12 protein-coding genes are annotated in these 15,687 nt (G+C 48.5%); 1 reads left to right on the forward strand and 11 read right to left on the reverse strand.

Going from position 1 to position 15,687, the window contains the following annotated elements:
- Window positions 1–226: 226 nt before the first annotated feature.
- From ilvA to GWC95_RS18180, 11 genes are all read right to left on the reverse strand, one after another.
- The gene (gene ilvA / locus GWC95_RS18130) at window positions 227–1,477 is read right to left on the reverse strand and encodes a threonine ammonia-lyase (RefSeq protein WP_161820119.1); all 1,251 of its coding nucleotides are present in this window, start codon (window positions 1,475–1,477) and stop codon (window positions 227–229) included.
- A 66-nt stretch (window positions 1,478–1,543) separates the two neighbouring features.
- A complete protein-coding gene (gene ilvC, locus GWC95_RS18135) occupies window positions 1,544–2,590 on the reverse strand; it encodes a ketol-acid reductoisomerase (protein ID WP_161820120.1) in 1,047 nt (348 codons plus the stop codon).
- Window positions 2,591–2,674: 84 nt separating this feature from the next.
- A complete protein-coding gene (gene ilvN / locus GWC95_RS18140) occupies window positions 2,675–3,262 on the reverse strand; it encodes an acetolactate synthase small subunit (protein WP_161820121.1) in 588 nt (195 codons plus the stop codon).
- A gap of 77 nt (window positions 3,263–3,339) precedes the next feature.
- Entirely contained in the window at window positions 3,340–5,076 is a 1,737-nt protein-coding gene (gene ilvB, locus GWC95_RS18145; RefSeq protein ID WP_161820122.1) for a biosynthetic-type acetolactate synthase large subunit, read from the reverse strand.
- A 25-nt stretch (window positions 5,077–5,101) separates the two neighbouring features.
- The gene (ilvD, locus tag GWC95_RS18150) at window positions 5,102–6,787 is read right to left on the reverse strand and encodes a dihydroxy-acid dehydratase (protein ID WP_161820123.1); all 1,686 of its coding nucleotides are present in this window, start codon (window positions 6,785–6,787) and stop codon (window positions 5,102–5,104) included.
- Between the two features lie 55 nt (window positions 6,788–6,842).
- A complete protein-coding gene (locus GWC95_RS18155; protein WP_161820124.1) occupies window positions 6,843–7,754 on the reverse strand; it encodes a branched-chain amino acid transaminase in 912 nt (303 codons plus the stop codon).
- Window positions 7,755–8,048: 294 nt separating this feature from the next.
- Window positions 8,049–9,164, reverse strand: coding sequence for a 3-isopropylmalate dehydrogenase (gene leuB, locus GWC95_RS18160; protein WP_161820125.1), 1,116 nt, complete (start codon window positions 9,162–9,164; stop codon window positions 8,049–8,051).
- A 12-nt stretch (window positions 9,165–9,176) separates the two neighbouring features.
- Entirely contained in the window at window positions 9,177–10,619 is a 1,443-nt protein-coding gene (locus GWC95_RS18165; protein ID WP_161820126.1) for an ATP-binding cassette domain-containing protein, read from the reverse strand.
- Window positions 10,620–10,628: 9 nt separating this feature from the next.
- Window positions 10,629–11,216, reverse strand: coding sequence for a 3-isopropylmalate dehydratase small subunit (gene leuD / locus GWC95_RS18170; protein ID WP_161820127.1), 588 nt, complete (start codon window positions 11,214–11,216; stop codon window positions 10,629–10,631).
- 25 nt (window positions 11,217–11,241) lie between these two features.
- Window positions 11,242–12,654, reverse strand: a complete 1,413-nt coding sequence (gene leuC / locus GWC95_RS18175) for a 3-isopropylmalate dehydratase large subunit (RefSeq protein ID WP_161820128.1) — start codon at window positions 12,652–12,654, stop codon at window positions 11,242–11,244.
- Window positions 12,655–12,726: 72 nt separating this feature from the next.
- A complete protein-coding gene (locus tag GWC95_RS18180) occupies window positions 12,727–13,893 on the reverse strand; it encodes a 2-isopropylmalate synthase (RefSeq protein ID WP_161820129.1) in 1,167 nt (388 codons plus the stop codon).
- 214 nt (window positions 13,894–14,107) lie between these two features.
- Between GWC95_RS18180 and GWC95_RS18185 the strand changes: the two genes are divergently transcribed.
- Window positions 14,108–15,661, forward strand: a complete 1,554-nt coding sequence (locus GWC95_RS18185; RefSeq protein WP_161820130.1) for a hypothetical protein — start codon at window positions 14,108–14,110, stop codon at window positions 15,659–15,661.
- Window positions 15,662–15,687: the final 26 nt, after the last annotated feature.

Consider the following 15,687-nt stretch of genomic DNA (forward strand, 5'->3'; position numbering starts at 1 on the left):
ATTGCTTTTTCCCTGGGGAAATATGAAATAAATGATTTGATTCTTTCTGAAGTGCAGCTTACAAAAGCCCTGTGGTGATATAAATACAGATAACCCTTTACAGGGTCGTAATGGTTGTAATAGCAGTTGTGAACAGCGTTGCTGTTGCTATGGTTGGGATGATATGTAACTGCCGTGTTTGCATGGATTGCGGTAACAGGATGAAGATAATGAAAAATTTCTTTACTCACACCAGGTAACCAAATAAATTATCGTTTTGTTTCAGCTCCGTATAATTGATGTTGAACCTGTCCATATTCTGCACCAGTATCTCATAATCTGTTCTCGACAACAACTCAATACCTACCAATGCGGGCCCGGTTTCTTTGTTGTGTTTCTGCATGTATTCAAAACGGGTTATGTCATCGTTGGGGCCCAATACATGGTTCACAAATTCTTTCAATGCACCAGGGCGCTGCGCGAAGCGGATGAGGAAATAGTGTTTCAATCCCTCATACTGCAAAGACCGTTCTTTGATCTCCTGCATGCGGTCGATGTCGTTGTTGCTTCCGCTGATGATACACACAACGGTTTTGCCTTTGATGGCCTCTGCATAATCGTCAAGCGCAGCGATGGATAAAGCACCCGCGGGTTCTACAACAATCGCATCTTCATTGTAGAGCTGGAGGATGGTTGAGCAAACCTTTCCTTCGTTTACGAGCCGCATATCATCCAGCACCTCTTTACAGATCTCGAATGTAAGATCGCCGACGCGTTTTACGGAGGCGCCGTCTACAAAACGTTCTATGTTTTCGAGCGTTACGGGTTTACCGGCCTTCAGCGCCTCGTACATAGACGGTGCGCCTTCGGGCTCCATGCCGATGATCTTTGTTTTGGGCGAAAATGTTTTGAATGCCGAACCAACACCCGCGCTCAATCCGCCACCGCCAACAGGTACAAATAAAAAATCGATATCGGACCTGTCTTCCATGATCTCAATGCCCACGGTCGCCTGCCCTTCGATGATCCTGATGTCGTCGAACGGCGGAATGAATGTCATGCCATGCTCTGCAGTGAATTGTTTGGCTGCAACCGCACAATCGTCGTACGTATCGCCCACCAGTTTTACTTCTATGAAGCCTTCGCCAAACATGTTCGTCTGCTTCACTTTCTGGTTGGGTGTAATGATGGGCATGAATACCACGCCTCTCACGTTCAGTTTTTTACAACTGTATGCAAACCCCTGTGCATGATTGCCTGCGCTTGCGCACACCACTCCGCGCTGCAGCTGCTGTTCAGGTAAACTGCTCATCATGTTGTATGCACCACGCAATTTGTAGGAACGCACGATCTGCAGGTCTTCGCGTTTCAGGAAGACATCGCATTGGTACTTACGCGACAGGTTGCGGTTGTAGGTAAGCGGCGTGCGGTTCACTATTTTCTCGAGACGCTGTTTGGCGGCTGAGAAATCCAGCGGGTGATGGGTTATTGATTGCATCTGTTGGTTTTATTGCTTATTGCAGCAAGCTACCCGCCCCTCTTTTTGAGGAGGGGCGGGACGAGTTTATTGGTTTTCCGGCCTGAGGCTCCTTACGGTTTTGCCTGCCTGCCAGAGTTCACTATCGTGCAGTTCTTTTAATTCTGCGTTGAGTTTTTCCCTGTAATCTGCCTTGCTGTTGCTTTCGATCGATTTTGCTGCTTCTTTACCGGCCGCTACGCTTTCGTATAATTCAGTAAATACAGGCAATGTAGCGTCGCGGAACTTTTTCCACCAGTCGAGGGCGCCACGTTGTGCGGTGGTGGAGCAGTTGGCATACATCCAGTCCATTCCATTCTCAGCCACAAGCGGCATGAGTGATTGTGTTAACTCTTCCACTGTTTCGTTGAATGCTTCCGAAGGTGAATGCCCTTTGGAACGAAGCACCTGGAACTGCGCCGCAAAGATGCCCTGTATGCAACCCATCAACGTACCACGTTCTCCTGTGAGATCGCTGTATACTTCTTTTTTGAAATCTGTTTCAAACAGGTAGCCGCTTCCGATGGCAATACCCAATGCAACAACGCGTTCAAATGCCTTGCCTGTTGCATCCTGGAAGATCGCGTAGCTGCTGTTGAGGCCACGGCCCTGCAGGAACATCCTGCGCAGCGAGGTGCCCGAACCTTTTGGCGCCACCAGGAACACATCCACATCCGGTGGAGGAACGATACCGGTCTGGTCGTTGTAGGTAATTCCAAAGCCGTGAGAAAAATACAATGCTTTACCGGGGGTAAGGTATTTCTTAACGGTTGGCCACATCGCTATCTGTGCAGCATCGCTCAGGAGGTAGCAGATGATGGTTCCTTTCTGAAGCGCTTCTTCAATTTCAAAAAGACTTTCGCCCGGAACAAATCCGTCGGCTACCGCTTTATCCCAGCTCGGAGAATTTTTACGCTGCCCAACAATCACGTTGATCCCGTTTTCTTTTTGGTTGAGCGCCTGTCCGGGCCCTTGTACGCCGTAACCGATCACCGCAACTACTTCATCCTTTAATACTTCCTGTGCTTTCGCCAACGGAAATTCATCGCGCGTCACAACATTTTCTTCTGTTCCGCCAAAATTTAGTTTTGCCATTTTTAATTTGTTTATTGGGTTTTGGTTTGTTTTTTAATTTGTATTGCATAACCACCCGGAACCATTTTAAACGTTCCCGTGTTGTTACATCGTAAATACTTCATCCTGTTTTCCTAAATATTCATTTTCCACCACTTCCTCGCCCGGCTGCATTTCATCAAACTCTTTCAGCTTTTCATGAAAGCCCTTGCTTTCCTTGATGATGGCCACGCGTGCGCTTCTCACGAACTCGATGAGCCCGTAGGGGGCAAGTACTTCAACAAGCTTATCCGTTTCTTCCCTGTGGCCGCTGGTCTCAAAAATGGTATAGTCCTTCCTGATCACCACCGCTCTTGCACCATGCTCGCGAAGCAAGCGCTCCACTTTCACTTTTTCTGCGATCTCATCTGTAGGCACTTTGTACAAAGCGAGTTCCTGCCAAACAATTTCTTCGTTGTTGTTGTAATAGGCTTTCAATACCTCTACCTGTTTTTCAATCTGGCGCGCCAGCTTGCGTACCACGTCCTCCGTTTCATTGATCACAATGGTGAACCTGTGAATGCCTTCCGCCTCTGATGGCGATGTGTTCAGGCTTTCGATGTTGATCTTCCTGCGGGAGAACATCGTTGCAATACGCACCAGCAAACCAATGTGGTTCTCTGTGTAAACGGTTATCGTAAACTCCTGCTTCATGGTTTCTTTTTTTGGCTGCAGCTCCGGCCCGATGGGATGGGTTGCAGGCGGTTTGGGTTTCTTTTTTTGTGGGCCGATTATTTCAGGCGGACCTCGCTTACGCTGCATCCCTGCGGCACCATCGGGAACACGTTGTTTTCTTTTCCTACCATCACCTCCAACAGGAAGGAGCCCTCGTGTGCAAGCATTTTTTTCAATGCATCTCTCAGGTCTGTCCGGTCTGTAACGCGTTGCCCTTCTATGCCGTAGCCTTTTGCTACGATCACGTAATCGGGGCTCGCGATGTCTACGAAAGAATAGCGTTTGTCGTTAAACAGTTGCTGCCATTGGCGCACCATTCCCAGGAACTCGTTGTTGAGGATCAGGATCTTTACGTTGATGCCTGTTTGCATGATCGTTCCCAACTCCTGTATCGTCATCTGTACGCCGCCATCGCCGATCACCGCCACAACCGTTCTTTCGGGCGCGCCAAATTTTGCACCGATGGCCGCAGGCAGGGCAAAGCCCATGGTGCCCAACCCGCCTGATGTTACATTGCTTTTGCTCTGGTTGAATTTTGCATAACGGCATGCCACCATCTGGTGCTGGCCCACATCTGTTACAATCACTGCGTCGCCGCCGGTCAGTTCATTGAGGTTGCGGATCACTTCGCCCATCGTCAGTTTTTCTGTAGATGGGTGCAGCTCTTCAAATATGACTTCTTTGTTCTCTTCTTCCTCATACGAACGGAAACGTTCGAGCCATTGCGGGTATACTTTTGTTTCAACGAGCCTGGTAAGCATCGGGAGGGTTTCTTTACAATCGCCCCAAACGCCAACTGTGGCCTTTACATTTTTGTCGATCTCGGAGGGGTCGATGTCGAGGTGGATCACCTTCGCCTGCTTCGCATATTTATCGAGACGGCCGGTAACACGGTCATCGAAACGCATGCCTATCGCAATGAGCACATCGCATTCATTCGTCATGATATTCGGGCCGTAATTTCCATGCATGCCCAGCATCCCTACATTCAATGGATGGTCGGTGGGCAAAGCGCTTAACCCCAGTATTGTCCAGGCAGATGGGATGCCCGCTTTTTCGATAAATGCCCTGAACTCTTTTTCCGCTTTCCCTAGTATCACGCCCTGGCCAAAAATCACAAAAGGTTTTTCGGCTTTGTTGATAAGTTCGGCCGCCTGTTCAATGTATTCTTTGCGGATGATCGGTTTGGGGCGGTAACTGCGTACACGGTTGCATTTGGTGTATCCTTCGAAATCAAATTTCTGGATCTGTGCATTCTTGGTGATGTCGATCAGCACGGGCCCCGGCCTGCCGCTTTTGGCTATGTAAAATGCTTTGGCGAGCACCGATGGGATCTCTGTTGCATCTGTTACCTGGTAGTTCCATTTGGTAACCGGTGTGGTGATGTTGATCACATCTGTTTCCTGGAAAGCATCTGTTCCCAGCAAATGTGCAAATACCTGGCCGGTGATGGCAACCAGTGGGGTGCTATCGATCATGGCGTCTGCGAGACCGGTAACAAGGTTGGTTGCGCCCGGGCCGCTGGTTGCAAACACAACACCCACTTTACCCGATGTACGTGCAAAGCCTTGTGCAGCGTGTATTCCGCCCTGCTCGTGGCGCACGAGGATGTGTTTGAGTTTATCATTGTAATCGTACAACGCATCATAGATCGGCATGATGGCGCCGCCGGGATAACCGAAAACAGTATCCACTCCTTCGCAGATCAGTGCTTCCAGAACGGCTTGCGAACCGGATAAACTTTCTTTTTGTGCTGTTGCGGTGTTCTCTTTCTCAAGGTCGAGTGCTTCCATGATCAACTGTTTTTATTGAATTTTTTTATGCCTCATCTGTTACACATCCCTGCGATGCGTCTTTCACACATTGTGCGTATTTGAACAATATTCCTTTTGTTGCGTTCGGCTTTGGCTGCTTCCATGCGGCCCTTCTTTGCGCAATCTCTTCTTCGCTTACTTTCAACGTCATCTTTTTCGTGGAAACATTCAGTTCGATCCGGTCATCATCCTTCACCAGGCCAATCAGACCGCCATTGTACGCTTCCGGCATTACGTGTCCTACAACAAAGCCATGTGTACCGCCACTGAATCTTCCATCCGTAATCAGCGCCACCGATTTGCCAAGACCCGCACCAATCAATGCCGATGTGGGTTTCAGCATTTCAGGCATACCGGGCGCGCCCTTCGGTCCAACGTACCTGATCACCACCACATCACCATGTTTTATTTTTCCGCTGTTGATGCCATTGATCAGATCGTGTTCTCCATCAAAAACCCTTGCCGGGCCCTCAAACAATTCACCTTCTTTTCCTGTGATCTTGGCTACGCTTCCCCCTTCGGCAAGATTGCCGTACAAGATCTGCAGGTGGCCCGTCGCCTTCACCGGTGTTTCCAGTGGGAGAATGATTTTCTGTTGATCAAAATCCAGGTCCGGTGCATCGGCTAAATTTTCTGCGAGTGTTTTCCCGGTTACGGTCAAACAATCGCCATGCAGAAATCCTTTCTGCAATAAATATTTCATCACCGCAGGAACACCACCGTATTGGTGCAGATCCTGCATTAAATATTTTCCGCTTGGTTTAAAATCCGCAAGCATGGGAACCCTGTCGCTGATGGATTGAAAATCATCCTGTGTTAAATCAACATCCACACTCTTCGCCATCGCTATCAAATGCAGTACTGCATTTGTGCTGCCTCCTAGTATCATCACAACGGTGATCGCATTTTCAAATGCCTTTCTTGTCATGATGTCTTTCGGCTTGATGTCTTTCTCCAGCAAAACCCTGATCGCTTTTCCCGCGGCAAAACATTCCTTCTGTTTGTCCTCACTCAACGCGGGGTTCGACGATGAATAAGGCAGACTCATTCCCAACGCCTCGATCGCCGATGCCATCGTGTTCGCGGTATACATTCCGCCGCATGCGCCGGCACCCGGGCAAGCATGCTGTATAATGCCCTTGAAATCTTCGTCGTTCAGGTTGCCCGCAAGTTTTTGCCCGAGCGCTTCGAATGCTGAAACGATGTTGAGGTCCTGTCCTTTGTAATGTCCCGGTGCGATCGTTCCTCCATACACCATAATAGCCGGGCGGTTCAATCTTCCCATGGCGATCAGTGCGCCGGGCATGTTCTTGTCGCAGCCCGGCAAGGCGATCACGCCATCGTAATACTGTGCGCCGCAAACCGCTTCTATGGAATCCGCAATGATGTCGCGGCTCACCAGTGAATAGCGCATGCCATCGGTTCCGTTGCTCATTCCATCACTCACGCCGATGGTGTTGAAGATCAGGCCCACGAGATCATTGTCCCACACCCCCTGCTTCACCAGTTTCGCAAGGTCGTTGAGGTGCATGTTGCACGTATTGCCATCGTAGCCCATGCTTACCACGCCTACCTGTGCTTTTTTCAGATCATCGTCTGTTAAACCTATCCCATACAACATCGCCTGCGCAGCGGGCTGGGTGATGTCTTGCGTAAGTATCTTGCTGTATTTATTTATCTCGTTTGTCATGTTCCTTTTATTTGCAAATGTTTGCGTTGAGTATATCTTCCATTCTATGGTTCAATTATTCTATCCCTGAAATTTCATTCACCAATTCCTGTCTTTTTTCAACGACGAGGTTTTTGTATGCCGACTGTATCAATTTACTCACCGTATTGTCCCAATCCATCGTAAAATCCACATCATCGAGTGAATGCAGGCCGATCACTTCCGCAGCCGTTCCGCAGAAGAACGCAGCGTCTGCTCCATACATTTCTTCTTTGGTAAATTGCTTCTCTTCTACCGGGATGTTCAATTCATCACACAACACAAGCACCGTTGCCCTGGTGATGCCCGGAAGAATATTGCCCAGTGCCGGTGTTACCAGTTTTCCATCCTTCTCAAAAAAAACATTTGCACCGGGCGCCTCTGCTACACAACCGTGCATATCGGTGAGCAGCGCCTCATCAAATCCGAGGGCCTTTACTTCCTGGCTCGCAAGAATAGAGTTGACGTAATGCCCGCCCGCTTTTGCGTGTATCTTGAACCCTTTTGGATTGGGGCGCTGGAAAGACGAGGTCATCACACGCAATAATTTATCGCCGAGAAACGGGGCCATCTGCCACGCTTCAATCACGATAAAAGATTCTGTGTTCAGGTTAAAGCTCATGTTTGCGGGCGCGTAGATCACAGGGCGTATGTAAGCATCCTGGAAATTGTTTTTATCAAGCAATGCATACGTTACTTCAATCAATTCATCTGTTGAATAGGTGTACGGCATATTCAACGCTTCCGCAGATGCTTTCAAACGGTTATAGTGTTCCTCTGCCTTGAAAATACGCGTTTGGCCACTTGCGGTTTTATAAGAGCGGATGCCCTCAAAAACAGAATACCCATAGTGAAGCGATTGGCTGTAAAAATCCATTTTTGCTTCAGCAGCTTTCACAAAAGATCCATTCAGGTAGATCAGTGTGTCGTTGTTATAATAGCTTGCCATAATTTTCTTTTACTTATTACTCGAATGCCTGTTCCCTGCCGGCGAAAAAAAAGCCCCGCCTGTTTCAGAGGCGGGGCTTATATGCTAGGTATTTTTCAGCGTGTATAAACTCATCCTCCATGCAGGGCAGGAATAATAATGACGATCACAATAATAATTACCGTGATAACCGTATTGACATTATTTATTCTGCTCTTCAACATGAATGATTTGTTGAAACGAAAATACTCCCACCTTTTTAAAAAACAAAGAACTCGTTGGTTTATTTTACAAACGTCAGTTAGTGTACGCCGCTTATATGATCGTAGACCTGTTCAACGTCGCATTGTCATTGCTGTTGTCGCTATCCGCATTTCTTTCAATATGATCCATGATCAGGTCGCCGATCGCTGTTGTTGAATAGTTGTTGATCGCGTCGATGTCTTTTGATACAAAGCCGTTCGCAAGCGTCCAGCCAACCGCCTCTCTCACCGCTGCCGCCTCCTTGTTCATCTGGAAATGATCGAGCAACATGGCGGCTGATAAAATAGAACCCAGCGGGTTGGCAATGTCTTTGCCTGCAGCCTGCGGGTAAGAACCATGTATCGGCTCAAACAAAGCGGTCTTGTTCCCCACCGATGCAGATGGAAGCAGGCCCAGCGATCCGCTCAGCACACTGGCCTCATCGCTGACGATGTCGCCAAACATGTTTTCGGTAAGCACCACATCAAACTGCGCCGGGTTTAAGATGATCTGCATCGCCGCATTGTCAACAAACATGTAATCGACCGCTACATCACTGTATTGCGCCGCGATCTCCTGTACGATCTTTCTCCACAGGCGCGAAGTTTCCAGCACGTTTGCCTTGTCTACCAACGTCAGTTTCTTCCTTCTTTTCTGTGCATATTGAAATGCGAGGTGCGATACACGTTCTATTTCTTCTTTGCTGTACGAGCAAAGGTCGGAAGCGTATGAGCCGTCTTCACTCAGTTCCTTCTTACCAAAATAAATGCCTCCGGTAAGCTCGCGGAAGATGATGAAATCGACGCCTTTTAACTGCTTGCTCTTTAAAGGAGACAAATGCTGTAACGATGAATAAGTACTGATGGGCCTGATGTTTGCGAACAACTGCAGCTCCTTGCGCAACCTGAGCAAACCCTGTTCAGGACGCACTTTTGCCGTAGGATCGTTGTCGTATTTGGGATGGCCTATTGCGCCAAATAAAATGGCATCGCTCTGCAGACAGGTCTCTATCGTTTCGTCGGGCAAAGGGTTTCCTGTTTTATCGATGGCATCTGCGCCCATCAGCCCGAAGCTGTAGCTGAACGAATGCCCGAAACGCTGCGCGATCGCATTCAGCACCTTGATAGACTGTTGCGTTACTTCCGGCCCAATGCCATCTCCTAATATTACTGCGATCTTCTTTTCCATCAGTTTGTTTTTTTATGCGGCGATTTTTCCTTGTACCAATTTTAAAGTGTGTGTTACACAGGGCGGGATCTCTTCTTCGTAATGACTAACATACACCAGTGTCTTTTTCAACTTCACGCAGATCTCGTTGATCAATGTGATGAACCGTACGGCTACCTCTTTATCCAGCCCCTGGCAGGGTTCGTCCAGGATCAACAAAGGCGGATTTTTTACAAGCGCCCGCGCAAGCAATACCATGCGCTGTTCGCCGTTCGACAATTGTTTGAATGTTTTTTTGGACAACGATCCTACCTGCAGCAGGCTCATCCATTGTTCCGTTATTTTCTTCTGCGATGCAGACAACTGCCTGAACAGGCCGATCGTATCAAACAAGCCCGAGGCCACCACTTCAAAACAGGAAGCGGAAGATTCAAAATAATGATGCAGTTCAGGCGAAATGTAGCCGATCTTTTGTTTGATATCCCAGATGCTTTCGCCGCTTCCTTTCTTTCTGTCGAAGAGATAGATGTCGTTGGCAAATGCCTGCGGGTTATCTCCATTCACCAGGCTCAGCAAAGTAGATTTGCCGGAGCCGTTGTGGCCCGACACATTCCAGCATTCGCCTTTTTTTACTTCCCAATTGATGTTGTCCAGGATCTTCCGGTTGTTGTAGCTTACAGTTGTGCCTGTCATCTTTATGGCAACTGAAAAATCGGGATAAGCATACGCAGGCGGAACCGACTCGATCGGATCATCAAACAACACAGCCGCTGGATCTTCACGCAACAAAATATTTTTTTCCTGTTCAAACGCAACACGCGGCAAGATCGCCTCGATCGATCCGTTTTTCAGCAGCGCAACTTTGGTAATGGATGAAGGCATATCTGCCGGCGAAGTAACCAGCAGAAAATGTACACCACGCAGAGCGAGCATGTCGAGTATTTCATTAAGCATTTTCCTGGCGGCAATGTCGAGCCCGGTGTAAGGGTTGTCGAGCAGCAGCCACTCCGCATTGCCGAGCATTGCCTGCGCGATCTGGAAACGCTTGTGTTCGCCGTTCGACAACTGGATCAACCTTGTATGTTCCAGGTGGCCGATGCCCAACAGTTCCAGCACCTCATCAATGCGTGGTGCGTCGCTGGTCTCTTTCAGCGCTTCGATTACGGTTACCGCATCTTCAGAATCGTTCGAGTTAAAACGTTGCTGGTAATAGAACGAATTTAAATTGGATAAGTTCCTGAACTGGTGTTGCTGTGAGATCGTTGCCATGGCGGGCTTCCCTGCAAATGCAACGCTGCCTCTTGCAAAATGTTTGCCGGCGATGGTTTGTATCAATGTTGATTTGCCGCTACCCGATGCGCCAACGATCGCAAGCCGCTCGCCTTCCAATACAGAAAACGAAATGCCGTTCAGCACCGTTTTACCGGAAAGCTGCACCGTGAGGTCGTTAACTTCTAGAAGGGCTGCTGTTTTCATTTTCCTGGTTTACGCAATCAACTGCGCCTCGAAAGCTTCTATCTGCGGTTTGTGGTTGATGAGGTAGTCGATATCGTCGTACCCGTTTAACAAACATGTTTTTTTATAGGGATTGATGTCGAATACTTCTTTCTCTCCGCTTGCATCGATCGTTATGGTCTGTTGTTCAACATCGATCGATAGCGTTGCTTCGTTGCCGAGCGCGAATATCTTTGCGAGGAATTCATCACTCACGATCACCGGCAGTACACCGTTGTTCAATGCATTGTTCTTAAAGATATCCGCGAAGAAGCTTGACACCACTGCTTTGAAGCCATGATCCAATATTGCCCAGGCAGCATGCTCGCGTGAGGAGCCGCAACCGAAATTTTTTCCGGCCACCAGTATTTCCCCGCTGTATTGTGGTTGATTCAAAACAAAATCCGGTTTTGGTTTTGTTTCGTCGTTGTTCTCGTACCGCCAGTCGCGGAACAGGTTTTTCCCGAATCCATCTCGTGTTGTTGCCTTTAAAAAACGTGCGGGAATGATCTGGTCCGTATCCACATTCTCGATGGGGAGCGGAACAAAACGGCTTTGTATTTTTTGTAGTGCCTGCATTTTCAGTTTGGGGTTTTGCTGTTTTTTATTCGTGTACCGATGGCAGTTCGCGCACATCGGTTACCACGCCTGTGATCGCTGCCGCTGCTGCGGTTAACGGGCTCGCCAGCAATGTTCTCGCGCCGGCGCCCTGTCTTCCTTCAAAATTCCTGTTGCTCGTGCTGATGCAGTACTCGCCCGCGGGAATTTTATCTTCGTTCATACCCAGGCACGCACTGCAGCCCGCCTGCCTGATCTCGAATCCTGCTTCTAAAAAAACCTTGTCGAGGCCTTCTGCCTGCACCTGACGCGATACCTGCTGCGAGCCGGGCACGATCATCACCTGCACGTTTGCGTTTTTCTTTCTTCCCTTCACAAGATTGGCCACCTGTCTCAGATCCTCGATGCGCGAATTGGTGCAACTGCCGATGAACACATGTTGAACCGGCATCCCTATCAATCGTTTGCCGGGTTCAAGGCCCATGTATTGAAGCGCTTTGATGATGTTCTTTCTTTCGCCCTCGTCGGGGATCGTGTCTGTAACCGGTATCGAACCGTTGATGGCGATGCCGAGTCCCGGGTTGGTTCCATAGGTGATCATGGGTTCTATATCGGATGCATTGATATGGATCTCTTCATCAAATACTGCATCTGCATCAGTATACAATTCTTTCCATTCTGCCACTTTTCTTTCCCATTGTTCGCCGCTTGGTGCAAACTGCCTGCCTTTCATGTAGGCGAAAGTTGTTTCATCCGGCGCGATCATTCCACCGCGCGCACCCATTTCAATGCTCATGTTGCAGATGGTCATTCGCGCTTCCATAGATAAGGCCCGGATGGCCGAGCCCGCATATTCAACAAAAAATCCTGTGGCACCGCTCGCTGTTATTTTTGCGATGATGTACAGGATTATGTCTTTTGATACCACGCCGTTCTGCAATTCACCTTCTATGTTGATGCGCATGCGCTTCGGTTTTGTCTGCAGGATGCACTGCGATGCAAACACCATTTCAACCTCACTCGTTCCTATCCCAAAAGCTATGGCGCCAAATGCACCGTGGGTGGATGTGTGGCTGTCGCCGCAAACGATCGTCATCCCGGGTTGCGTGATGCCCAATTCCGGCCCGATCACATGCACAATGCCCTGGAACGGATGGCCGAGGCCATACAATTCTATATCGTGTTTTTTACAGTTCTCTATCAACTGCTGCACCTGCAAACGCGATAACTCGTCTTTGATGGGCAGGTGCTGGTTAAGCGTGGGCACATTGTGATCGGCGGTTGCAACCACCTGTTGCGGGCGAAACACCTTTAGTCCTCTTTTTTCAATACCGGCAAATGCCTGCGGGCTGGTTACTTCGTGAATAAAGTGTTTGTCGATGTACAAAACAGAGGGGCCGTCTTCAATTTTTTGAACCACGTGTTTGTCCCAGATCTTGTCAAATAATGTCTTTGCCATACTGCGATTTAATTAAGCGTGGTGCAGAAGCACCACGCTACTCAAACTAAAACTATACTGATGAGAAAATCCTTAAGCGATGGCCAGCTCGGGCTTATAGGCCTTTGCCAGCTGGTGCAGATCCTCTTCCTCTATTTCTTTTTTTCTATCGGCTACCTGCAGGAATGATTCATAGAGAACATCTATATCGTTGCGGTTGAATTCATAACCCAGTTTGTGGAAGCGGTGTGCCAGTGCGCTTCTTCCGCTGCGTGCGGTGAGAACGATGCGGCTTCCTTCTGCGCCTACTTCTTCGGGGTTGATGATCTCGTACGTTAAAGAATCTTTCAGAAAACCATCCTGGTGAATTCCCGATGAATGCGAAAATGCATTGGCACCAACGATCGCCTTGTTTACCTGAACAGGCACGCGCATCACATCGGATACTTCGCGGCTGATGGGGTTGAGCATTGGTGTATTGATATCGGTATATAAACCCAGGTGTTTGTGTTGTTTCAGCACCATCACCACCTCTTCAAGCGATGTGTTGCCCGCGCGTTCGCCCAACCCGTTGATGGTGCACTCGATCTGCCTTGCACCGGCTATTGCCCCCGCAATTGAATTGGCCGTGGCAAGCCCCAGGTCGTTGTGGCAATGGCATGAAATGATCGCCTTGTCGATATTCGGCACGTTGTTTTTCAGGAAAGCGATCTTCTCGCCATACTGGTGCGGTAAACAATATCCCGTTGTGTCCGGGATGTTTACAACCGTTGCGCCCGCCCTGATCACGGCTTCGATCACCTGTGCGAGGTATTCGTTATCGGTCCGGCCCGCATCTTCTGCATAGAATTCAACATCATCCACAAAATTCTTTGCCCAGGTAACGGCCTGTACGGCGCGCTGCAGTATTTCCTCCCGTGTTGCGTTGAACTTTGCCTTGATGTGGTAATCCGAAGTACCTATTCCGGTATGAATCCTCGGTCTTGCCGCATATTTCAGCGATGCGCCCGCTACCTCGATGTCTTTCTGAACCGCGCGGCTCAACCCGCATACGGTGGCATTTTTGATGTGCTTGGAGATCTGCGTTACCGATTCAAAATCGCCCGGGCTCGAGATCGGGAAACCCGCTTCAATGATGTCAACACCCAGCGCCTCCAGTTTAAGCGCGAGTTCCAGCTTCTCCTTGGTATTGAGTTTACAGCCGGGCACCTGCTCGCCATCGCGCAAGGTTGTGTCGAATATGAAGACCTTCTGATCCATGAAAATTCCTTTTTTTAGGTTCCGATGAAAAAGCAGGCTATTTACATTTGTCGTCGATTGCCTTTAACAACAAACGCAATAGCCTGCCATTACCGAATATACTTTGCAACACAGGCTTGTGGTAATCAAAATTGATGGTATTTTACACTCTATAAATCAGCCTAAAACAGCTAAAACCCTTACTGGTATTGGCTTTTGGTATAAATAAATTACGATGCCCAACCGTTCCACAGATGCCTTGTTCCAACTGGTTCGTTCACTCGAAAGGTCTGAAAAACGGAACTTTAAGCTTTACATGACCCGTAATTCGGGCTCGGGCGACCTTAAAGTGGTGCAGTTGTTTGATGGATTGGATAAAATGAAGGAGTACGATGAAGAACAGTTGTTAGTTAAAAATCCATCCATCCAGAAACAGCAATTGTCGAACCTCAAGGCCCATTTGTACCGCGAGATCCTCGCGAGCCTGCGTTTGCTGAACCAGGAAGAGAACATCGACCTGTTTTTGACAGAGCAACTGGATTTTGCGCGGTTGCTTTACAACAAGGGCCTCTACCACCAGAGTTTAAAGATCCTGGACCGGGTCAAAGACATGGCGCGGGCCAACAACCAGGTCACTTATATTCTGCAGGTATTGTTTCTCGAGAAAAAAATAGAGGCGCTGCACATTACGCGGAGCATGCAGGACAGGGCGGACCGCCTGGGCAATGAAGCGGATGAGATCAATGCGAGGCTTGCGCTGATCGGCTCCCTGTCTAATTTATCACTGCAGCTTTACAGCTGGTACATCAAAAACGGCCATGCAAGAAATGCCGGCGACATTGCAACCGTAGATGCATTCTTACACACCGATGCCATTCAGCAGGCGCAGGAATGCAAAGGTTTTTACGAGCGCCTGTATTTGTACCAGTGTTATTGCTGGCACGCGTTCATTACGCAGAATTTTTTATTGTATTACAGGTACTGCCAGAAATGGGTAGATCTTTTTGATGCGGAGCCGAAAATGATAGAAATAGAAACGGCGCACTACATCAAGGGACTGCACAACCTGATGAGCGCGCATTTCGACCTGCGCAATTACCAGAAGTTCAACGATACGATCCACCGGCTGGAGCAGTTCATCGAAACACCGGTGATACAGCAGAACAGGAACAACCTCATCCAAACCTTTATCTATCTCAACATAGCGCGGCTCAACAAACATTTTATGGAGGGCACGTTCAGCGAAGGGCTTGAGCTGGTTCCTTATATTGAAGACAAGCTGAACGAGTATGAGATCTACATGGACCGCCACCGCATCCTTGTATTTTATTACAAGATCGCATCGCTTTATTTTGGCAGTGGTGATTATGATAAAAGCATCGATTACCTCAACAAGATCATCAACTGGAAAATGGACCTGCGCACCGACCTGCAATGCTATGCCCGGTTGCTGCACCTCATCGCACACTACGAGCTGGGTAATTTTGACCTGCTTGAATACCTGTTGAAATCGGTTTACCGATTCATGTACAAAATGCAGAACCTCAGCACGGTGGAAGAAAAAATATTTACGTTCCTGCGCAATTCGTTCAGCCTTTCACCAAAGCAATTGAAACCACAGTTTGAAAAGTTGCTCGAGGAGTTGAAACCGCTGGAGAAAAGCAGGAATGAAAGCAGGGCCTTTATGTACCTGGATATTATTTCCTGGCTGGAAAGCAAGATCAATAACCAGCACGTGCAGGATGTGATCAGGAAAAAATACCTTGAGGGATCGGCGCCGGGAGAATGATACCATCGACAAAAAAATAAGCAGGA

Source organism: Sediminibacterium roseum, assembly GCF_009939005.1.
Taxonomy (GTDB): domain Bacteria; phylum Bacteroidota; class Bacteroidia; order Chitinophagales; family Chitinophagaceae; genus Sediminibacterium; species Sediminibacterium roseum.

What these genes read in the sequence shown, in the direction of transcription:
- ilvA (WP_161820119.1), bottom strand. Translation starts at nt 1,477, where the DNA reads ATGCAATCAATAACCCATCACCCGCTGGATTTCTCAGCCGCCAAACAG.
- ilvC (WP_161820120.1), bottom strand. Translation starts at nt 2,590, where the DNA reads ATGGCAAAACTAAATTTTGGCGGAACAGAAGAAAATGTTGTGACGCGC.
- ilvN (WP_161820121.1), bottom strand. Translation starts at nt 3,262, where the DNA reads ATGAAGCAGGAGTTTACGATAACCGTTTACACAGAGAACCACATTGGT.
- ilvB (WP_161820122.1), bottom strand. Translation starts at nt 5,076, where the DNA reads ATGGAAGCACTCGACCTTGAGAAAGAGAACACCGCAACAGCACAAAAA.
- ilvD (WP_161820123.1), bottom strand. Translation starts at nt 6,787, where the DNA reads ATGACAAACGAGATAAATAAATACAGCAAGATACTTACGCAAGACATC.
- GWC95_RS18155 (WP_161820124.1), bottom strand. Translation starts at nt 7,754, where the DNA reads ATGGCAAGCTATTATAACAACGACACACTGATCTACCTGAATGGATCT.
- leuB (WP_161820125.1), bottom strand. Translation starts at nt 9,164, where the DNA reads ATGGAAAAGAAGATCGCAGTAATATTAGGAGATGGCATTGGGCCGGAA.
- GWC95_RS18165 (WP_161820126.1), bottom strand. Translation starts at nt 10,619, where the DNA reads ATGAAAACAGCAGCCCTTCTAGAAGTTAACGACCTCACGGTGCAGCTT.
- leuD (WP_161820127.1), bottom strand. Translation starts at nt 11,216, where the DNA reads ATGCAGGCACTACAAAAAATACAAAGCCGTTTTGTTCCGCTCCCCATC.
- leuC (WP_161820128.1), bottom strand. Translation starts at nt 12,654, where the DNA reads ATGGCAAAGACATTATTTGACAAGATCTGGGACAAACACGTGGTTCAA.
- GWC95_RS18180 (WP_161820129.1), bottom strand. Translation starts at nt 13,893, where the DNA reads ATGGATCAGAAGGTCTTCATATTCGACACAACCTTGCGCGATGGCGAG.
- GWC95_RS18185 (WP_161820130.1), top strand. Translation starts at nt 14,108, where the DNA reads ATGCCCAACCGTTCCACAGATGCCTTGTTCCAACTGGTTCGTTCACTC.